The organism is Streptomyces sp. PR69 (assembly GCF_026420845.1).
Lineage (GTDB): Bacteria > Actinomycetota > Actinomycetes > Streptomycetales > Streptomycetaceae > Streptomyces.
Genome location: NZ_JAOWCB010000003.1, coordinates 248802 through 268481, shown reverse-complemented (window position 1 = coordinate 268481; position 19680 = coordinate 248802). Strand labels below are relative to the sequence as shown.

The 19680-nt window shown below is 72.1% G+C and carries 20 protein-coding genes, 1 tRNA gene and 1 riboswitch; of the genes, 14 read left to right on the top strand and 7 right to left on the bottom strand.

Annotated elements, in window-relative coordinates; all coding sequences use genetic code 11:
- The first annotated feature begins 23 nt into the window (after positions 1 to 23).
- Together OF819_RS04495 and OF819_RS04490 are read left to right on the top strand one after the other, a co-directional pair.
- A complete protein-coding gene (locus OF819_RS04495) occupies positions 24 to 671 on the top strand; it encodes a helix-turn-helix domain-containing protein (protein ID WP_267242003.1) in 648 nt (215 codons plus the stop codon).
- Positions 672 to 696: 25 nt separating this feature from the next.
- The gene (locus tag OF819_RS04490; RefSeq protein WP_267242002.1) at positions 697 to 834 is read left to right on the top strand and encodes a DUF6126 family protein; all 138 of its coding nucleotides are present in this window, start codon (positions 697 to 699) and stop codon (positions 832 to 834) included.
- Positions 835 to 851: 17 nt separating this feature from the next.
- On the opposite strand, the gene OF819_RS04485 is transcribed toward OF819_RS04490, so the two are convergent.
- Positions 852 to 1664: a tyrosine-protein phosphatase gene (locus OF819_RS04485; RefSeq protein ID WP_267242001.1), complete on the bottom strand. Its 813-nt coding sequence runs from the start codon at positions 1662 to 1664 to the stop codon at positions 852 to 854.
- A gap of 488 nt (positions 1665 to 2152) precedes the next feature.
- Positions 2153 to 2321, top strand: a riboswitch (cyclic di-AMP (ydaO/yuaA leader).
- 4 nt (positions 2322 to 2325) lie between these two features.
- On the opposite strand from OF819_RS04485, the gene OF819_RS04480 reads away from it, so the two are divergent.
- Together OF819_RS04480 and OF819_RS04475 are read left to right on the top strand one after the other, a co-directional pair.
- Positions 2326 to 3354: a M23 family metallopeptidase gene (locus tag OF819_RS04480; RefSeq protein WP_267242000.1), complete on the top strand. Its 1029-nt coding sequence runs from the start codon at positions 2326 to 2328 to the stop codon at positions 3352 to 3354.
- A 207-nt stretch (positions 3355 to 3561) separates the two neighbouring features.
- Positions 3562 to 4353, top strand: coding sequence for an SGNH/GDSL hydrolase family protein (locus OF819_RS04475; protein WP_267241999.1), 792 nt, complete (start codon positions 3562 to 3564; stop codon positions 4351 to 4353).
- Between the two features lie 707 nt (positions 4354 to 5060).
- Here the strand turns inward: OF819_RS04475 and OF819_RS04470 are convergent.
- Positions 5061 to 5681 (bottom strand): TetR/AcrR family transcriptional regulator, encoded by a 621-nt coding sequence (locus tag OF819_RS04470; RefSeq protein ID WP_323748895.1) that lies wholly within the window; start codon positions 5679 to 5681, stop codon positions 5061 to 5063.
- 187 nt (positions 5682 to 5868) lie between these two features.
- The gene (locus tag OF819_RS04465; protein WP_267241998.1) at positions 5869 to 6465 is read right to left on the bottom strand and encodes a carboxymuconolactone decarboxylase family protein; all 597 of its coding nucleotides are present in this window, start codon (positions 6463 to 6465) and stop codon (positions 5869 to 5871) included.
- Positions 6466 to 6613: 148 nt separating this feature from the next.
- On the opposite strand from OF819_RS04465, the gene OF819_RS04460 reads away from it, so the two are divergent.
- From OF819_RS04460 to OF819_RS04425, 8 genes are all read left to right on the top strand, one after another.
- On the top strand, positions 6614 to 7054 hold the full coding sequence (locus OF819_RS04460; protein ID WP_267241997.1) for a PPOX class F420-dependent oxidoreductase: 441 nt from the start codon (positions 6614 to 6616) through the stop codon (positions 7052 to 7054).
- Positions 7055 to 7128: 74 nt separating this feature from the next.
- Positions 7129 to 8292 carry an MBL fold metallo-hydrolase gene (locus OF819_RS04455; RefSeq protein ID WP_416370470.1) on the top strand — a complete coding sequence of 388 codons (1164 nt, stop codon included), beginning with the start codon at positions 7129 to 7131 and terminating at the stop codon, positions 8290 to 8292.
- Positions 8293 to 8655: 363 nt separating this feature from the next.
- The gene (locus OF819_RS04450) at positions 8656 to 10503 is read left to right on the top strand and encodes a sensor histidine kinase (protein ID WP_267241995.1); all 1848 of its coding nucleotides are present in this window, start codon (positions 8656 to 8658) and stop codon (positions 10501 to 10503) included.
- A 7-nt stretch (positions 10504 to 10510) separates the two neighbouring features.
- Entirely contained in the window at positions 10511 to 10945 is a 435-nt protein-coding gene (locus tag OF819_RS04445; protein WP_267241994.1) for a roadblock/LC7 domain-containing protein, read from the top strand.
- A gap of 1 nt (position 10946) precedes the next feature.
- Positions 10947 to 11321, top strand: a complete 375-nt coding sequence (locus tag OF819_RS04440) for a DUF742 domain-containing protein (RefSeq protein ID WP_267241993.1) — start codon at positions 10947 to 10949, stop codon at positions 11319 to 11321.
- Entirely contained in the window at positions 11299 to 11937 is a 639-nt protein-coding gene (locus tag OF819_RS04435; protein WP_267241992.1) for a GTP-binding protein, read from the top strand. Before OF819_RS04440 ends, OF819_RS04435 begins: the two co-directional genes overlap by 23 nt.
- Complete coding sequence (locus OF819_RS04430) at positions 11934 to 12536, top strand: GAF domain-containing protein (RefSeq protein ID WP_267241991.1); 603 nt, start codon at positions 11934 to 11936, stop codon at positions 12534 to 12536. Before OF819_RS04435 ends, OF819_RS04430 begins: the two co-directional genes overlap by 4 nt.
- Positions 12537 to 12645: 109 nt before the next feature.
- Positions 12646 to 12719: transfer RNA gene (locus OF819_RS04425), tRNA-Pro, on the top strand.
- A 98-nt stretch (positions 12720 to 12817) separates the two neighbouring features.
- Here OF819_RS04425 and OF819_RS04420 read toward each other — a convergent pair.
- Positions 12818 to 13939 (bottom strand): amidinotransferase, encoded by a 1122-nt coding sequence (locus OF819_RS04420; protein WP_267241990.1) that lies wholly within the window; start codon positions 13937 to 13939, stop codon positions 12818 to 12820.
- 300 nt (positions 13940 to 14239) lie between these two features.
- Here OF819_RS04420 and OF819_RS04415 point away from each other — a divergent pair, with 300 nt between their 5' ends.
- Together OF819_RS04415 and OF819_RS04410 are read left to right on the top strand one after the other, a co-directional pair.
- The gene (locus OF819_RS04415) at positions 14240 to 15028 is read left to right on the top strand and encodes a hypothetical protein (RefSeq protein ID WP_267241989.1); all 789 of its coding nucleotides are present in this window, start codon (positions 14240 to 14242) and stop codon (positions 15026 to 15028) included.
- A gap of 954 nt (positions 15029 to 15982) precedes the next feature.
- Entirely contained in the window at positions 15983 to 16702 is a 720-nt protein-coding gene (locus tag OF819_RS04410; protein ID WP_267241988.1) for a sigma-70 family RNA polymerase sigma factor, read from the top strand.
- Between the two features lie 43 nt (positions 16703 to 16745).
- Here the strand turns inward: OF819_RS04410 and OF819_RS04405 are convergent, their stop codons facing one another.
- The 3 genes from OF819_RS04405 to OF819_RS04395 are packed head-to-tail and all read right to left on the bottom strand — an operon-like array spanning position 16746 to position 19661.
- Positions 16746 to 17819 carry a pyridoxal-phosphate dependent enzyme gene (locus OF819_RS04405; protein ID WP_267241987.1) on the bottom strand — a complete coding sequence of 358 codons (1074 nt, stop codon included), beginning with the start codon at positions 17817 to 17819 and terminating at the stop codon, positions 16746 to 16748.
- The gene (locus OF819_RS04400; protein WP_267241986.1) at positions 17740 to 18840 is read right to left on the bottom strand and encodes a GHMP kinase; all 1101 of its coding nucleotides are present in this window, start codon (positions 18838 to 18840) and stop codon (positions 17740 to 17742) included. Before OF819_RS04400 ends, OF819_RS04405 begins: the two co-directional genes overlap by 80 nt.
- Entirely contained in the window at positions 18837 to 19661 is an 825-nt protein-coding gene (locus tag OF819_RS04395) for a Rossmann-like domain-containing protein (RefSeq protein ID WP_267241985.1), read from the bottom strand. Before OF819_RS04395 ends, OF819_RS04400 begins: the two co-directional genes overlap by 4 nt.
- Positions 19662 to 19680 lie beyond the last annotated feature (19 nt).

Sequence of the window (19680 nt, the reverse complement as noted above, 5' to 3'; positions counted from 1 at the left end):
AAAGATCCTGGCGGAATGGAGGCATGCCAAGCCTCCCCGGAGGCCGCCGCCCCGGCGCCTCCTCCGCCTCCTTCTCCGCCTCTTCTGCCCCCTCCTCGTCTGCTCCGGGCGAGGCGCTGCCCGACGTCGCCCCGCGGCTCCGGGAGCTGCGCCGCAGGCGCGGCCTCACCCTGGAGAGCGCAGCCCAGCGGGCGGGGCTGTCCCCGGCCCATCTCTCCCGGCTGGAGACCGGCCGTCGCCAGCCCTCGCTGCCGATGCTCCTGGCGCTCGCCCGGATCTATGGGACGACCGTCGCCGAGCTGCTCGGCGAGACGCCGCCGGAGCGTGAGCCGGTGATCCGGGCGGGCAGCCGGGAGCCCGCCGAGGCCGATGGCTGGACGTATCACCAGACAGGCGGGCCCGGGCGGGCGTTGCAGGCGCTGCGGCTGGAGATCCCGTACGGCACCCAAGGTGATCTCGTACGGGTGCATCCCGGCGAGGAGTGGCTGTATGTGCTGCGCGGCGGGCTGCGGCTGACGCTGGGGGAGAGCGTCCATGAACTCGCCCCCGGCGACAGCGCCCACTATGACTCGCTCACCCCGCACCGGCTGGCGGCGACCGGGCGCGAAGGCGCCGAGGTGCTGTTCGTCCACACGCTGCTGCAGAGCCCCGATGTGCATCCGCATATCTGAGACCCGGGAAAGGATCGTGACATCAATGGGCAAACCAGGGCAGAAACCTGAGCGTTCATTCCCCACAGGGCTGGTGGTGCGGCTCTTTGCGTATCTGGTGGCGGGCCATCTCTTCGCGGCCTTCCTGTACCTGCTGTTTCTGCTCGGGGGGCAGAACCAGTGACCGCCGCCGACGGCTGCTCAGGCATCCTCAAGGAAATGCGAATGCAGCCGCTCGCGGGTCTCCGGGGCGAGCTTCAGCCCGTCGTTCAGATACCGCTCGACGTCACCCCAGGTTTCCTCGATGGCGGCGAAGGCGGCGTCGAGGTACTCGGTGCGCGCGTCGAACAGCGGGCTGAGCAGGTCCATCACTTCGGGTGACGTCCCGGAGGGTGCGTTGTCCCCGCGCTTCACCAGATAGCGGCGGTGCGGGTCGTTGGACTTGAGATAGTCCGCCACGATGGCGTCCCGCTCCACGCCCAGGGCGAGCAGGGCGACCGCGATCGACAGCCCCGCGCGGTCCTTGCCCGCGGCGCAGTGCATCAGCGCCGGGACGCTGTCCTCCGCGAGTGCGTGCAGCACCTGGCTGTGCTCCGCGGTCCGCTCCTTGATGATCAGCCGGTAGGTCTCCGTCATCCGGCCGGCCGCCTTGCCGTTGGCCAGTATCGACCTGAGCTCGTCGAGATCGCCGTCCCGGACCATCTTCCAGAACTCCGCGCCGTCGGCCGGGTCTGTCAGCGGCAGATTCACATTGCGCACGCCCGGCAGCTCGATGTCCGGGCCTTCGAGCTTCTGGTCGGCCGCGTTGCGGAAGTCGAAGATCGTATGGAGGCCCAGGCCCGCAAGGAAGGTCGCGTCGCCCGCCGTGGCGTGTGCCAGATGGCCGCTGCGGTAGAGGCGTCCGTACCGCACCTGCCGTCCGTCCCCGGTCGGCAGTCCGCCGACGTCGCGGAAGTTGCGGACTCCGGTCAGCTCGGGCTCGGTGGACGGGGTCTGCGACAGCTGCTGCGTCACTTAGGGCTCCCTCGTGTGACGGCGTCGGCGTTGACAGCCGACGGTGGCGTTGTCCCGACCATACGACATCACTTCACAGGCCAAATGATCTCACTGGGCAGGCGCACCCGGGTTCTGTCCGGCAGGCCGGCCTGCCATGCGCAGCCCCCCACGGGCACACCTGAGCGCCGCATCGGTGAGCGGAGTGGCGATTCAGGGGAACTGTCGACTTCTGCCCGAATTAGCCGTTTCGCCATAACGTGCCCTGACTGGAGAGGAGATGGGAAAGCGCACGTGAGCAGCATCATATCCGTGACGGTCCGTGGCGGGCCCCGGGCAGTGAATTCCTTTCTGAGGTGGGAATTTGAAGCGCCTTCATCGACGGAGGGTGACCAGAATTCCCCGCCGAAATCACGACGTTCAATGCCTGCGGAATCGGGAGGCTTGTTCCGCTGTGCTCGGCTCGTTTACGGTCACGACCGATCCGGACGGACCGCCTAATCCTGCCGCCGTTCGGAATGACGACCCCACACACGCGTGGCAGGAGCGGGGGAACCAGGTAAGTCGCCGCGCCGGAGTTGCCGCTCCGGACGGCTTGGGGTGAAGCCGCGTCACCGCGCGGCCGGGCATCTCCAGCCCGAACCCGACAGCTCACCTCGCAGGCGCCGGAGAGGAATTCGCCATGCCCGCGAAGGGTAAGCACCGCCGTCCCAAGAGCAGTCCGCTCGCCCGCGGTTTTGTCGCCGCGGGCGCCGGCGGCGCCGCCATCGCCATCCCGCTGCTGTCCGCCGCGGGCGCCCACGCCGCGGAGAAGTCCGCGCCCGCCGCCGCGCCCCGGCAGGCCGTGACCGCCGCGGCCGCCCAGACCCCGGCCGGCGACGCCAAGCCCGGTGACGCGGCCGAGAAGCAGGCGCGCAAGGCCGCGCCGACCACCTACGAGGTCGTCCCCGGCGACTATCTGTCCAAGATCGCCGACGAGCACGAGGTGCGCGGCGGCTGGCAGCGGCTGTACGCGGACAACCGCGAGGCCGTGGGCGACAACCCGTCGCTGATCCACCCGGGCCTGAAGCTCACCCTCCACGGCAAGGCGGCGGCGCAGTCCGCCCCCGCGAAGCCGAAGGCGAAGACCGAGGCGAAGCCCAAGGCGAAGGCGGAGAGCAAGGCCAAGAGCGCTCCCAAGGCGTCGAAGAAGAAGGCCGCTCCCGAGCGCTCCACGTCCAAGGCGTCCGCCGCCGAGTCCACGGATGCCCAGAAGACCCAGCAGGCCCAGCAGCCGCAGGCCGCCCAGCCGGCCGCCAGCGCCTCGGGCTTCTCCGCGCCCCTCTCCGGCGCGAGCGTCACCACCCCGTACCGCGCCTCCGGCGCCAGCTGGTCCAGCGGCTACCACACCGGCGTCGACTTCGCCGCCGCCACCGGCGCCACGGTCAAGGCCGTCACCGCGGGCACCGTCGTCTCCGCCGGCTGGGGCGGCGCGTACGGCAACGAGGTCGTCATCCGCCACAACGACGGCACCTACTCGCAGTACGCCCATCTGTCCGCGCTGTCCGTCTCCTCCGGCCAGAGCGTGAGCGCCGGCCAGCAGATCGGCCTGTCGGGCTCCACCGGCAACTCCACCGGCCCGCACCTCCACTTCGAGGTCCGCACCGGCCCGTCGTACGGCTCCGACATCGACCCGGTGGCGTACCTGCGCCAGCACGGCGTGTCCCTCTAACGTCTGAGGTCTGACGTCTGAGCCTGACGTCTGGCGTCTGAGCCCGACGCCCATCGCCTAGCCGTCCGCGCCCCTCGCCGCCCAGCGCCGCGAGGGGCGCGGCGGTATTCCGGCTTGGCGGAAACTTGACCGGTGGCAAAGATCACCTGCCGTCAACCCCTCCTTACGGTCGCGTAGGTCACATCTGCGGGGGAATGATGCTGCCTTGTGGCAGACGATTCGAGAACAGAAAACAAGGGCGCATTCGAGTCGTACGCGGCGATCGGTGACAGCTTCACCGAGGGCGTGGGCGATCCGGGCCCCGACGGGACGTACGTCGGCTGGGCCGACCGCCTCGCGGTCCTGCTCGCCGACCGCATGCCGGAGCACGCCTTCCGCTATGCCAACCTCGCCGTACGCGGCCGTCTCCTCGACCAGATCGTCGAGGAACAGGTCCCCCGGGCCAGACAACTCGCCCCGGATCTGGTGACGTTCTGCGCCGGCGGCAATGACATCATCCGCCCGGGCACGGACCCGGACGACGTCGCCGAACGCTTCGAGCGCGCCGTCGCCGACCTCGTGGGCGCGGTCGGCACCGTCATGGTGACCACCGGCTTCGACACGCGGGGCGTGCCCGTGCTGCGCCATCTCCGCGGAAAGATCGCCACCTACACCGCGCATGTGCGGGCCATCGCCGACCGGTACGACTGCCCGGTGCTGGACCTGTGGTCGCTGCGGTCCGTCCAGGACCGCCGCGCCTGGGACTCCGACCGGCTCCATCTCTCCCCGGAGGGCCACACACGCGTCGCCCTGCGCGCCGCCCAGGTCCTCGGCCTTGAGATCCCCGCCGATCCGGACCAGCCGTGGCCCCCGCAGCCGCCGCGCGGCGTCCTGGACGTCCGTCGCGACGACATCCACTGGGCCCGCGACCATCTGGTCCCCTGGATCGGCCGCCGCCTCCGTGGCGAAAGCTCCGGCGACCACGTGGCCGCGAAGCGCCCGGACCTGCTGCCGCTGTGACAGACCGGGGGCTTCGCCCCCCGGCCCCCTCCTGCGGAGTCGACCCACGGGGCTGCCGCCCGGCGCTGCCCGGATGGCCGTGCGCTGTCGTCCACCGGCGGAGCCGCCGCCCCCCCGAGCCCTAGGGGCGGCCGCTTCGCGCCGTCGAGACGGCGATGGCATGGCCTGCGCCCGGACGGGTCGCCGCCTGCGCCTTCGCCACTGCTCGGCATCGGCGATCTCTGCGCCGCCCGCGGGCGGCCTGCGCCGCGGGGCTGGCGCGCCTGCGCCTTCGGCGCGTCGGCGGGCGGCGAGGTGCGTGGGCCGGCCGCCGCAGCAGTGGTGCTGTCCATGGGCGGGGGCGTCAGCCCGCTGGCTCCTCCCCCTCGGAGAGGGGGACTCGGGGCGGAGCCCCGAGGGGCTGTCCGGCGGATCTTTCCGCTGCCCCTCGCCATTCCCGTAACTGGGGGCAAGCCCCCAGGGATACCCAGACAGAAGTGCCACAGCGGGCTGAAAGATCCAGCCCCGCCGGAGACCAGTCGGCAGCCGGGGCGGCAGTTGCCCCACGGACCGGGTTCCGGGCCGTGGAGGCTCGGGGGCGTCGGAGGGCGGGTAAGCGCCACGCGTGGCTGTCGCCGCGCCTGATCACGGGTGCGGGCGCCGCCCGGCAAGCCCGGAGGGGGCTGAGGGGCGGAGCCCACAGGGGAGACCGCCGTCGCGGGGCCGGGTCAGCGGGCCGTCGCCGCGAGGGCCGCGCGGTCCAGGGACAGCTCGCGGGCGAGCGCGTCGTCCGCCCACTCCAGCATCGCCGCCCGCGAGAGCTGCCCCGCGTACGAGGTCATCTGCACCGCGAGCCCGTCGAGGAGCGCCGTCAGACGCCACGCCGCCGACGCCGGGTCGGCGCAGGCGAACTCGCCGGCGGCCGCGCCCTCGGCGATGACCTCGGTCAGGGCCGCCTTCCACTGCTGGTCCAGATCGCGCGCCACATCGCGCAGGGCGGGTTCGCGCAGCGCCGCCGCCCAGCCCTCGATCCACAGCCGCCAGCCCTTGGCCTGGCCGGTCGGGGCGTACCAGCGTACGGCGGCGCGCAGTCGGCGCACCGCGGTCGTGCGGCGGCCGAGCAGCTTGCGCAGATGCGCCAGGTCGGCGTCGGCGGCGTGCGCGAACGCCTCGGAGACAAGCTGCTCCTTCGAGGAGAAGTGATACAGCACCAGCGCATTGCTCACGCCGAGCGCCGAGGCCACGTCGGCGATCCGCACGGCGGCCACACCCCGCGCCTCGATCTGTTCGACGGCCGCGTTCAGCAACTCCTCGCGCCGCTCCGCAACGCTCAGCCGTACTCGTGCCACGGCCGTCACCCTACACAGCCGCACACAGCCGCTTTCCGACGCCCCACATGCCCCAAACGCCACGGGCGTCACCGGTGGACGCCGTAGCGCTCCGCGGCGATCGCACACGCCGCCGCCCGCGCGTCAGCCCCTCCGGCGCAGCGGTCATGCGACTCGGTCTCCAGGACCAGAGGCGCTGACTGAGCAGTCAGCCGGCATTCGAGCCGCCCTCCGCCTCTGCCGGCGCGGCCGCCCGCATCGCCGGGACCTCGCAGCGGTCCTTGAAGCCCTGACTCGTCAGCCCGAGAGCGGAGTTCATCCGGGACCGCAGATTCTCCACCGCGACCATCGCCGTCAGTTCCACGAACGCCGGTTCGCCGAGGGCCAGGCACAGCCGCCGCGCCAGCTCGTCGTCCACCTCCGGCGGGGTCGCGGTCATCGCCTCCGCGTACTCCATGACGTCGCGCTCCAGCGGGGTGTAGACGTCGCTGTCCCGCCACGCCGGCACGTCCTGCAGCTTGCGTGCGTCCATGCCCCGCGTCCGGCTCACCCAGTAGCCGAAGTCCATGCACCAGCTGCACCCGATCGCCGCGGCCGACGTCATTTCGGCGAGCTCCTTCAGGCCGGGGTCGAGCTGCTTCCACTTGGCGACTGACTGCTCGAAGCGCACATCCGCCCAGAGCACACGGGGGTTGTGGGCGAGCGCCCGTACGGGGTCGAGGACCCTGCCGTACACCCGGCGGGAGTACTTCTCGACGAGGCGGAAGAGCAGCGTGCGCGGCGGGTCGAGCGAAACGCGGGCCATGACGGAATCCCTTCTCTGCGGTGTCGGGCGCTTGTGCGCCCTTCACCCGTACGACGGATCCCGCACCGAAGAATGTGACATCTCCCCGAGCGCACAGAACACCGGCGGCATCAGGAACACCGGCGCCCCGGCATGCGTTGGTCCCGGCATGACGGACAACGAGGCCCAGCAGGACGCGCTCCTGTCACTGCTCGCCGAATACGACGGCGGCGTACTGGTCACCCTGAAGCGGGACGGCAGACCCCAGCTGTCCAATGTGAACCACGCGTACTACCCGGACGAGCGGATCATCCGCGTCTCCATCACCGACGACCGGGCCAAGACCAGGAATCTGCGCCGCGACCCCCGCGCCGGCTACCACGTCACCAGCGCCGACCGCTGGGCCTGGACGGTCGCCGAGGGAACCGCCGAGCTGACGCCGGTCGCCGCGGACCCGTACGACGACACCGTCGAAGAGCTGATCGCCCTCTATCGGGACGTCCAGGGAGAGCATCCGGACTGGGACGACTACCGCCGCGCCATGGTCCGGGACAAGCGGCTCGTCCTGCGGCTGCACATCGAACGGGCCTACGGGCAGCCCGCCCGCTGAGCCCTGTCGGACCCGCCGCCCATAATGGGAAAGACCCACGCCACCAGGAGGTTGCCGTGACCGGCCCCACCTCGATGCATCCGCTGCGCGCCCGGTTGCGCGCGCTGCGCCCGGCTGCCTTCGGGGCCGATCCGTCCGGCGCGCGCTGGGAGCGCATCCGGCGCTCGCCGAATTTCTCCGACGGCTCGTTCCAGAATCCGCAAGGGGCGGTGACCAGACCCTCCAACGGCTCGATGGTCGAGTTCGCCAAGATCTACTTCCAGAAGGAGGCACGGGCGCTCCGCTCGCCGGTCGGCCCGGTGCCCGTCCATCCCACCACCCTCGCCGAGCTGGCCAAGCCCCCGGCGTCCGGGCTCCGGCTCACCTGGATGGGTCACTCCAGCGTGCTTGCGGAGATCGACGGCCGCCGGGTGCTCTTCGACCCCGTCTGGGGCGAGCGGTGCTCCCCCTTCTCCTTCGCCGGCCCCAAGCGGCTGCACCCCGTGCCCGTGCCGCTCGCGGCGCTCGGCCCGGTGGACGCCGTCGTGATCTCCCATGACCACTACGACCACCTGGATCTGCCCACCATCCGCTCCCTGGCCTCCACCGACACGGTCTTCGCGGTCCCGCTCGGCGTGGGCGCGCACCTGGAGCGCTGGGGCGTCGCCGCCGACCGGCTGCGCGAGCTGGACTGGCAGGAGTCGACGCGGATCGCCGGCCTCACCCTCACCGCCACCCCCGCGCGCCACTTCTGCGGCCGAGGGCTGCGCAATCAGCAGCACACCCTCTGGGCGTCCTGGGCGGTGGCCGGACCCGAGCACCGGATCTACCACAGCGGCGACACGGGCTATTTCCCCGGATTCGCCGGCATCGGCGCCGAGCACGGCCCCTTCGACGCCACCATGATCCAGATCGGCGCCTACTCCGACTACTGGCCGGACATCCATATGACCCCCGCCGAAGGCATGCGCGCCCATCTCGACCTCCAGGGCGGCCACCCGTCCGGGGTGATGCTCCCCATCCACTGGGGCACCTTCAATCTCGCCCCGCACCCCTGGGCCGAGCCCGGGGAGGGGACCGTCGACGCCGCGGCCGAAGCCGGCGCCCGCATCGCCCTGCCCCGGCCGGGGGAGCCCTTCGAGCCGGCCTCCCCGGCTGTTCCCTCCGGCCTGTGGTGGCGGGCCGTCGCCACCGCGCCTGCCCGGGGCTGGGCCGCGGCTGCCGGCGCGGATGCCTCCGAAGTGGCCCCCACCGCCTGACCTCCGACGCGCCTGACCTGCGAGGGACGGCCGGCGGCCCGGCGGCCCATGACGTCAGCGACAACGACAGCCCGAAAACAATCGGGCTGTCGTGCGAACCCTCATGCCAGGGCAGGACACTTCACGGGGAACTTTGTCAACTGCCCATCGCACGTGCCTCATTGGCGACTACCGTGTGTTGCCGGTGATCAACGATGGGCCTGTCCGGCATCCGCCGCCCCGTCGATGGGGCGGCGCGGTGTGCCCTGGCGGCTCGGCCGAGCGGTCCGGCGCACCGGATCCGCTTCGGTGAGCCGGAAGAGACCCATTGCATCACACCTGCGCAGTACGCCGTTTCCTGGGACCCACGTACCAAGGACGCTGATGTCTCAACTTCGCGCACCCGCCGCGCGGTCCGACCGCCGTGAAGGCGGGCGGCACGGCCGGCCAGGCGCCCGCTCCCTGTCGTCCGCGGGGAGGCAGCATCCCGCGCCCTCTCCGCCCGGATCCCGCATACGTCCGCGACTGCTGCGCGCCGCGGTCCTGCCAACCCTGGCCGCCTCGCTCAGCGGCGCCGGGGCCGTCGTCGCCACCGTCCGCGCCGCCGCTCCCCAGCCGTCGCCCGGACTGTGGGCGGTGCTCACCGCGGCCGCCGCGCTGGCCATGGCGTCCATCGCGGCCGCCGCGCTCGGCGCGGACCGCACCGCCAAGTCCGTGCTCGACCGCTGCGCCGCGCTGCGCCGCACCGCCGCCCGCGGCCAGGCGGATCTGAGGGTCCTCGTCGACCGGCTCAGAAGGGGCGAGGGCCCGCCCGCCCGCGACGACGCGCCGTCCACTCCGCTGGGCGGGGACGAATTCGACCTGCTCACCCAGGAGCTGGGGCGCGCCCAGGAATCCGCCGCCACCGCGGTGGTGCAGGCGTCGCGGCTCTCCACCAGCGTCGGCAACGAGCAGAAGGTCGAAGTCTTCGTCAATCTCGCCCGGCGGCTCCAGTCCCTGGTGCACCGCGAGATCCAGCTCCTCGACGAGCTGGAGAACGATGTCGAGGACCCCGAGCTGCTCAAAGGCCTGTTCCATGTCGATCTGCTCGCCACCCGCATCCGCCGGCACGCCGAGAACCTCGCCGTGCTGGGCGGCGCGATCTCCCGCCGCCAGTGGTCCAACCCCGTGCCCATGACCGAGGTGCTCCGCTCCTCGATCGCCGAAGTCGAGCAGTATCCGCGGGTGAAGCTGGCGCCGCCCATCGACGGCACGCTGCGCGGCCACGCGGTGGCCGATGTCATCCATCTGCTGGCCGAACTGGTCGAGAACGCCACGCTGTTCTCCGCCCCGCACACCCAGGTGATGCTGCGCGCCCAGCATGTCACCGCCGGGCTCGCCGTGGAGGTCGAGGACCGGGGCCTCGGCATGCCGCCCGAGGAGCAGGCCAGGATGAACGCGCTGCTCGCCGACCCCGACCAGGTCAGCGTCGCCCAGCTGCTCCAGGACGGGCGGATCGGCCTCTTCGTCGTCTCCGCGCTGGCCCGCCGGCACGGCATCGCCGTACGGCTGCAGTCCAATATCTACGGAGGCGTCCAGGCCGTACTGGTCCTTCCGCAGGGACTTCTCGGCGCGGAGCAGGACGACCCCGACGCCGCGCTGACGACGCAGACCACACAGACCCTGGAGGCCGTGGAGGCCGTGCAGAGCAGCGCCGTTCAGGCCGGGCCGCAGACGGCAACCCCGCCGCACGGCGTACGCCGGGGCGGACACCCCGCCGGTCCTCCGCACGGCCCCGCGGGCTACGCCTCGCACCCCGCACACGCCCCGTACACGGCCTCGGCGCAGATTCCCACGCCCCACCGCGGCAACCGCCCGCTGCCCGTCCGAGGGGAGCACGACGACCGCCCCAACCCGGCGGCCGCGTTCCCCGGCGTCACTCACGCCGCCCCGTCGCAGCACCCCGCGACCGAGACCGGCCACCCCTCCGCCGACGTCCCGCCGGGCGCCCGCGGCGACGGCTGGGCGCACGGGGAGCGCCCGAAGCTGCCCAGGCGCCGGAGCCAGGAACATCTCGTCCCGCAGCTCAGAGACGCGCCGTCGCCCCGCAGGGACGGCGAGCACATCCTGCACGACCCCGGCCTGATGGCGGCCTTCCAGCGGGGCGTCGGCCTGGCCGAGTCCCAGTTCGGCGCCGACCAGGCAGTCCCCCGGCCGCACCGGCAGCGTCACGACAACCTTTCCAAGGAGTAGATGCACCATGGCGAGCGATGGGCCGACCGGACCTGCCTCGGACCTCGACTGGCTGCTCAGCGGCCTGGTCCAGCGTGTCCCGTACACCAAGAACGCGGTACTGCTCTCCGCCGACGGGCTGGTGAAATCCGTACACGGACTCGACAACGACAGCGCCGACCATATGGCCGCACTCGCCTCCGGCCTCTATTCGCTCGGCCGCAGCGCCGGAGCCCGCTTCGGCGACGGCGGCGAAGTGCGCCAGGTCGTCGTGGAACTGGACTCCACACTGCTGTTCGTGTCCGCCGCAGGGTCCGGAACCTGCCTCGCCGTGCTCGCGGGACGGGAGGCCGACGCGGCGGTCCTCGGATACGAGATGGCGATGCTGGTCAAGAGCGTCCGCCCGTACCTCGTCACACCCGCCAGACAGTCCGCGGGAGCGCCGGGCGCATTGGGACAGTGATATGCCGGCGCCCCCCGAAGGGCCGCTGCTCGACGATGTGGCCGGCCGGCTCATCCGTCCGTACACGGTGAGCGGCGGCCGCACCCGGCCGACGGCCACGCTGGAACTGCTCTCACTGGTGATGGCGACCGGGTCCGTGCCGCCCCGCGCACAGCTTGGCCCGGAGCATCTCACGGCTCTCGCGCTGTGCGGCGGACCGACCTCCGTCGCTGAGATCGCAGCCTGTCTCCGGCTGCCCGCCGTCGTCGCCAAAGTGGTGCTCTCCGATCTTATGGACTGCGGAGCGATCACCGCGCGAGCGCCCCGCCGCCCCGACACACCGACCGACCGTTCCCTGCTGGAGGCAGTGCTCGATGGCCTACGACGACGGCTCTGAACTGACGCCCGCACGGGCATGCGGACCGGACGAGCTCTTTCCCACCGCGCTGAAAGTCCTGGTGGCGGGCGGCTTCGGGGTGGGCAAGACCACTTTCGTGGGCGCGGTCAGCGAGATCGACCCGCTGAGCACGGAGGAGCTGCTGACGCAGGTCAGCGTCTCCACCGACAGTCTCGACGGCATCGAGTCCAAGGCCACCACCACCGTCGCCATGGACTTCGGCAGGATCACCCTCGATCAGCGGCATGTGCTCTATCTCTTCGGCACACCCGGCCAGGAGCGGTTCTGGTTCATGTGGGACGAACTCTCAGAGGGCGCCCTCGGCGCCGTCGTCCTCGCCGACACCCGGCGGCTTGAGGACTGCTTCTCGGCCGTGGACTTCTTCGAACGCCGCGGCATCGGATTCGTCGTCGCCGTCAATGAGTTCGACGGCGCCTACCGCTATGACCCCGCGGAGGTGCGGGCCGCCATTGACCTCAAGCCGGATGTGCCGGTCGTGCGGTGCGATGCGCGGATCGCCAGCTCAGGGATCAAGACCCTGGTCACCCTCGTCCAGCATCTGCTCACCACCACCGCGCCGTCCGCCCCGGCGTCGAGCTACGGAGCACCGTCATGACGTACGACCCGATCGGTCATCTGCTGCTCACCCCCGTCGACCGCGAGGCCCCGGCGAGAGTCCGCCGACTGCGTCAGCTGGGCCTGGGCGACCGCCCCGATCCGGCCTTTGACGCGTTCGCCCATAAGCTGGCCCAGGTGACCGGCGCACCCTACTCCATGGTCAACTTCATCGACGAGCACCGGCAGTTCTTCGCCGGGCTGCACACCCCGGGGCACACCCCGCACGACGCCCGCAGCGGCGGCGAGCTCACGGCTCTCACGGCTGGGGTCACGACGGCCCCGGGCACCCCCGACATCGGCCGCTATATGGCCCGGGACCATGGCTACTGCCCGCATGTGGTGGTACGGCGCAAGGCGCTGGTGCTGGAGGACGTCCGCGACTATCCGCGGTTCGCCGGGAACCCGGTCGTCGACGAGATCGGCATCCGCTCCTATCTGGGAGCTCCGCTGATCGACCGTACGGACATCGTCCTGGGCACGGTCTGCGTGGTCGACACCGAGCCGAGACCGTGGGGGCGGGCAGGCCTTGAGACGATCAAAGCACTCGCCGCCGAGCTGGTGGAGCAGATCCACCGCAGGGAAGACGGCGACGGCTGACGCCCGCGGCCGACCCGGACGCCGGCAAAGCGGTTCGTGACCAGTCGCCGATGTGCGGTATTGTTCTCGTGCGCGTTCGGCCGGGGGAAGCCCCAGGCCAGACGGGCATCGGGACGTGGCGCAGCTTGGTAGCGCACTTGACTGGGGGTCAAGGGGTCGCAGGTTCAAATCCTGTCGTCCCGACACGGAAAACGCCCTCTGATCTGGGAAATCCACAGATCAGGGGGCGTTTTGCAGCTTATGGCCGGTGACGGCCGGCACGCTGACGCCGGCGGAGTGCGTCAGCGGACATACGACTCAAGCGTGCCGCGACGCCGGACATCGAGGGTCGCGCAGTGGAATGAGCCTCCGAACGGCGCGTAGTGCAGCAGGTCGCATGGAATCGGCTCGAAGCCCCATCTTTCGAGTGCGCGCAGCAGGTCTGTGTGGTGCCGTTCCGCGATGACGCGCTTTCCGTCGATCACAAGAACGTTCAGGCTGAGCCACTTGCCGCACATCGAAGTGATCCTGAGCAGACGCTCGTCGATCGGTTTGGGCTCAGGGGGGATCAGGATGTCCCAAGAGCGCAGCGCGTCGGGCAGGCGGTCGACGTCGATGTACTCAGGGTTGATCATCACCTTGCCGGGAGCGAGCAGGGCGAGTGTCGTATCGATGTGCATGGGCGTACGACAGCGGCTCTCGATCTCGTGGATGCGATAGCCGGAGCCGAGATGGCGGCGCAGCCAGTCGATGCCCATACGGTTGGTGACATTGCTCCGTGTGACGAACAGGTCGCGTCCCGCGCGCACGAAATCCGCCGCGTCGAACACCGGCTCGAACTCGGTGAGGATATAGCGCATGGGCTCGCCGGGCCTGGGGGCGCGGAAATCCGCCTCGTACAGCGCATCGGTCAGCTGCGGCTTGGGGGCCGCCGTCCACCGTGCGCCGCGCCGGAAGTAGTCCTTGAGGATCGTTCGATAGGGGTGCGTCTCGAAATACCGGCACGGCCATGCCATCGGAGTCTCGATGATCTCATCGCCGATGACGAGCATGCTGTCACGCGGACAGGACGTGGCGAAGCCCCGCGACGACCAGTCCGGGGTGCTGAAGCGGCGTCTGTGGTCGACCGCGTCCGGGCGTCGGACCGTGACCCCGAGGGACCGCAGGAGGGCGACGTACTGTTCGAGCTCATGCTGCGCTGTCTCGACCAGCATGCGCGGATAGGCGAAACCCGAGGCAGGCCTGTACAGCCGCGCCGCCCACGGTGGGAGGTTGCAGGTCACGACCGGATGGCTGGTGGGCATCGTCGCGCCGTCGAGGCGTCCGACGATGATCTCCTCCAGCGGGTCCCACTCGTTGTGCGACCCGACCGGCGAAACGAGAGGTTCCGCGGCGTCGTCAGCGGCGGGCGGCGTCTCCGGCATCACGGGCGGTCCTCTGCCCGCGTGGGGATGTGTTTCCGTGCCGCCGCCATGCTCACCCGCTCTCGATTGCGAGAATCAGTAATTCTCTGTACTCGATACATTACCCAAAGTGGCATCGGTTGTCGGCCGCGTCAATGGCCGGAGCCCGCATGCGGCGGCACACAGCGCTACAGTGGCGCTCTTTTGTGTCCTGAGTCACAGGTGGGACGCTGAGCGCGGCGAGAGCCAGCTGCGTACCCCACGGTGCAAGCCGTACGGCGATGTGCGGCGACGACGCGACAGCGATGGGGATGGGGCCGGATGACGGCGGGGCGAGGGACGCGCGCGGTGCGCGCCGCGGTGTTCGCGGTCGTCTGCGTGCTGCTCGCGTCTCTGGGCCACGCGGTGATGTCCGGCACTCCGGTGCCCGGCTGGGCCATGGCCGCCGGATGCGCGGCGACCGCCGCCGCTGCCTGGGCCCCCGCCCGGCGCGAACGCGGCCTCGGCGCGGTCACCGCCGCCACCGTGGCGGTGCAGACGCTGCTGCACAGCGGCTTCTCACTCGCCCAGGCGGCGGAAGGGACGGCGGCCGCTCCCGGCGGTCGCGCCTCGGTCGTCGACGGCTGGCTGGGCCATGTCACCAGCGGCGCGCTGGGCACGCTCCATCCCGCAGGCGGCATGGCCGTGTCCGGGGGGCACGGCCAGGCTGGCCATGCCGGCCAGGCGGTTGACGCCGGGGCAGCCCTGGTGCACGGCGCCGCCGGTGTGACGCCGCTCGGCATGGTCGCCGCGCATCTGCTGGCCGCGCTGATCTGCGGGCTGTGGCTGGCCCATGGGGAGCGTGCGGCTTTCCGGGTGCTGCGCGCCGTGGCCGCGTGGGTTGCCGCGCCGCTGAGGGTGCCGCTGTGGGTGGCGTTGCCGCCGTCGCGGGGGGTGCGGGTGCGGTGCCGCCGTGGCCATGCCGTGTGGGTGCCGCGGCGGCGGCTGCTCGTCTACGCGACCCCGCTGCGAGGTCCTCCAGCCCGGGGCCCGTTCCGGAGGGTCTTTCCCCCACCCCTCTCCCTACGCCCTGGGGCATGGGGGACCCCCACTTCCCGTAACTGGGGCTGAAGCCCCAGACCCCGTGCGGAGGCTCCGCCCCCGGACCCCCGCGCCTCAAACTCCCCCAGCTACCGCTGGGGGTACCCCCACGAGGCTGGATTGTGCAGCCCCTCGCGCCTCAAGCGTCGGCGGGGCTGGGTTTCCGGTCCCCGCGCCTCAAGCGTCGGCGGGGATGACTGTGCGCCTCAAAGGCAGTGGGGCTGGATTGTGCTGCGCGGCCTCGCCTCGGTCGTCCGAAAGGCTGGGGCGTACCGTTCGTGCGTCTCGATCACCGGGGCTGGATTGTGGAGTTGCTCGGCTCCATCGCCGGTGGGCCGGGTTGTCCCGCCCTCGCGCCTCGATCTCCTCCAGCGTCCGCTGGGAGGCACCCCGTGGAGGTCTCCTGCGGCACCTCCGTGGGGGTCCTTCGGACGGGGTCTGGGGGAGGAGTCCGGGCGGCAGCCGGGGCAGCTGAGGGCACGGCCTTCAGGCCGTACCCGGGGGCGGGCGGCGCGAAGCTGCCGCCCGCTGGGGTGCGGGGCGGCAGCCCCGTAAGCCCTCTCCCCGGAGGGGTCTGGGGGCTTGCCTCCAGTTGCGGGAAGTGGGGTCACCCCCACGCCCTCAGGGCGATGCCGTTGCACCACCGGCCTTCTCGGTCTCCGCCGGGCGGCTTTCCGGAGCTCCCGGCCCGGGACCGCCGGGCGGCAACGGCGTTGGCCCCTCCGAGGGGAGGGGGAGGGGTGGGGGAGACAACCCCCGGACCGGGCCCGGGCCATGGCCGTCACCGCCCTGGTCGCCGGGCGGACGCAACACCTCCTGGCCGCTGTCGGGCGCCGACAGCCGGCACCCCGACGCCCGCGCGGCCACCGCCGTACGCGCTCGGGACTCCGGCCCGCCGACCATACGGGGCCGGAATGACAGACCGGCCTGAACCGTCCGGGATCGGGCCGGGATATCGAGGACCACCGAGAGGGACATCAGCCGATGACCACCGCCCTGCCCTGCAGCCCGACAGATTCCGGCGACGTCTCCGCCCGCCACGCCCCGGCCGGTGCGCCGACCCCGCGTGACGCGGCCGTGACCGGCTGGGCGCTCAAGGCCCGCGGCGGCGACCGTGAGGCCGTGGAGCAGTTCGTCCGGGCGCTGCACCGTGACGTCTGGCGCTATGTCGCCGCGCTCAGCGCGGACCGCCAGTCGGCCGACGATCTGACCCAGGACACGTTCGTGCGGGCCCTGGGCAGTCTGCACCGCTTCGAAGGCCGTTCCTCCGCCCGTACATGGCTGCTGACGATCGCGCGCCGCACGGTGGTCGACAGTCTGCGCCGTGCCGCGGCCCGGCCTCGGCTCGCCGGGGCCGACGACTGGCAGTCCGCCGCCGAACGCGCTCAGCCGCGCGGTCTGCCCGGCTTCGAGGACGGCGTCGCACTGCTGGAGCTGCTTGCCCTGCTGCCCGCCGAGCGGCGCGACGCCTTCGTGCTCACCCAGCTTCTCGGGCTGCCGTACGCGGAGGCCGCCCAGGTGTGCCGCTGCCCCGTCGGCACTGTGCGCTCACGGGTGGCGCGGGCCCGCGCGACGCTGATGGACCTGCTGTACGAGGCCGAGGACACGGAGACGCGCTCAGCCGAACCGGCCGCCCCGGCCCCGGCCGTGGGCGCGGTCGCCGGGGCCTCGGGCCCGAGGCCCTTGGCCGGGGCGGGTGTTTGAGCGTGACGTGTGCGCGATGACGCGGCGCGTCGCCCCGCGGGCCTCAGCCCGTCGCGGCCGCCGTCACCGCTTCCGTCGGCGCCGGGGCCCCGGACCAGTCCATACGGGACCAGGGCAGGGCCAGCGACCGCGTCGTCATCACTGTGTGCGGGGCCAGGTCCTCCAGGCGCGCCGCCTCCGCGTGGCGGGCGAAGACCGAGTCCGCGTACCGGTGGCCGGTGTCGGCGGCGATGAAGAGCACCGTGCGGTCGGGCGTCAGCCGCCGCTCCCAGCGGGCGGCGAGATACCCCGCCCCGGTGGACAGCCCGGCGAACACCGCGTGGCGGCGCAGCAGATCGACGCTGCCCGCGAGCGCCGCCTCGAAGGACACCCAGTGGACGGCGTCGTACGACCGGTGCCGGACGTTTCCGAAGGGGATCGAGCTGCCGATCCCCGCGATGATGATCTCGGGGTCGGAGACATGCTCGCTGCCGAAGGTGACGCTTCCGAAGGGCTGCACGCCCACCAGCTGGACGTCCGGCCGGATGCCGGGCCGGACTTCGGGCCCGGATTCAGGCCGGACGTCCGGCCGCGCGGCGCGCAGATACCGGGCCAGCGCGCCCGTAGACGCGCCCGAGCCGACGCCCCCGACGACCGTCAGCCGCTCCTGTCCCGTCTCCCGGCGGATGCGGTCGGCGACCGACCGGTAGCCGAGGTAGTGGATGTCGTCGTGGTACTGGCGCATCCAGTGGTACTCGGGGTGCTCGCGCAGGATCTCCTGGATGCGCTCCACCCGGCGCTTCTGGTCCAGCTTGAGATCGCTGCTCGGCTCCATCTGCTCCAGCCGGGCCCCGAGGATGCCCAACTGCGTGCGCAGGGTGCGGTCCACGGTCGTGGAGCCGACGATATGGCAGCGCATGCCGTAGCGGTGACACGCCAGCGCCAGCGCGTACGCGTAGATGCCGCTGGAGCTGTCCAGCAGCGTGTCCCCGCGCCGCACGGCCCCGGTGTCCAGCAGATGCCGCACCGCGGCCAGCGCGGAGACGACCTTCATGGTCTCAAAGCGCAGGCAGATGAGTCCGTCGTCGAGACGCACCAGGTCCGGCCTGCCGATCGACTCCGCTATGTGCTCGTCCATGGAAGGATTCCTCGTTGATCGTGAAGCGGGTGGGGGTGTCGCAGGTCGTGAAGATCCGGGAGACCGGCATGCCGTGACCGGCCAGCGCGGTCGCGCAGTCGCGCAGGCGTCGCCGGAGGCCGTCCGCCGGTTCCGCCGCCGGGTCGAAGAGGAGTCCGGCGACGCTGCCGCTGTGGGCGATCTGCACCCCGCACGCGCCGACGCGCGCGGCGATCTCCTCCAGCGTTCTGAACTCCTCCTGCGGCAGCCGTCGTTGGCCGAGGCGTGCGCTCTCGGTGCTGACGCGGCCCAGGAGCCGGGCGTCACGGTCGGCGACCGCGCGGCGCAGGGCCGTGCGCAGCTCCTCGTACGCGTCCAGATCCGCCTCGCCGCAGGTGTGCCGGGGCAGCGCCAGGGTGTCCACCGGGCGGCCGCCGCCCAGGGTGCAGCCGACCACGACGGCGGGCGGCAGGGCGCTGCCGAACACCTCCAGCACCCGCCCTTCGCGCTGGGCGAACAGCAGCGGGCCGCCGTCGAGCATCAGCGGGTCGGACGCCTGTTCCGCACGGACGGCGAGCCGGGCGATCGCCTGAGGCGTCAGGCTCATCCCGTGGGCCGCCGCGACCGCGCGCACGGCGGCGATCACATCGCTGCTGGAGGAGCCCATGCCCAGCCCGACGGGGATGTCACCGTCCAGCCGCAGCCGGCCGCCGCAGGGCTCGGTCCGCCCCAGCCGGCAGCACTCCGCTTCGGCGAGGGCTGCCGCGCGCAGCGCCTTGGCGCGGTCCGCGGGGGTGACGGAGAGGTCCTCGGGCGGCGTGCCCGGGCGGCGGGTGAACCGCGCCCGGGTGCCGAGGCCCGGCAGCGGCAGCGTCACCAGGCCCGCGACGCGCTGTCCCTGCCCGTCACGGAAGACCCCCTGCAGGATCTCGCCGTGGTGGCAGCTGGCGTATCCGGCGCCGGTGAGCCGCTGAGCGGCCCCGGCCGCACCGGATGCGGCCGTACGCTCCCCGGCCGCGGCGGGTCCCCGGGACCCGGTCACGAGCCGCCCTTCTGCAGCGCGGCGCGGTAGCGGTACAGGGCGGTGGGCTCGGCGCTGAACTGCGAGAAGGGAAACGGTTCTGCGGAGACGGCGGCGACACCGTCGCCGAGGAAGGCGCGGGCGACGGCGCTGCCGGTCTGCGCGTAGACGACCAGCGGCGCCCCGCGCTCGCGGCAGCGCGCCAGGATGGTGTCGAAGGAGCCGTTGCTCATCGTCATGCCGGTGGCGACGACGGCCTCCGCCGCGCCGAGCACCTCCTCCATGTCGTCCGTCACCGCATCGCCCCACTGCGTGGCGCGCAGGTTGAAGTCGCACGGCAGCGGGACGCCGCCGCGCTCCCGGATCGCCTCGATCAGCGGATTGACGACGCCGATCAGCGCCACCTTCGCGCCGTCGGGTATGTCCAGCAGCCCGGCGATCGCCGCGTCGCGGGCGCGTGCCCGGACCTCAGGCGGCCCTGCCGGCAGGGTGACCGGCTCCGCATCGCCGGCCTCCGCGGCCTCGCGGTGCGGGCGGGTCTCGGCGAGATAGGCGTCCAGGGCGGCGATCCGCAGCGGCAGCGGGCCCTCGCGCAGCAGGCTGTCGAGCGGGCTGCCGGACGCCTCGCGGCAGACGGCCGGGTCGATTTCCCCGGCCTCGAAGGCGCAGGCTCCGAAGGAGCCGCCGAGCCGCAGCAGGACGTACTGGTTGAGATAGGTGGTCGCGCCGCCCTTGAGCCGGGTCCCGTGGTGGGCCCAGAAGACGCTCGTCGCGGTCAGCTCGGACGGCAGCGGGCCGTGCTCGCCTGCGAGCACATCGTTGAACAGGCTTTCCACGCTCATGCGGGTCGTACGCTCCTTG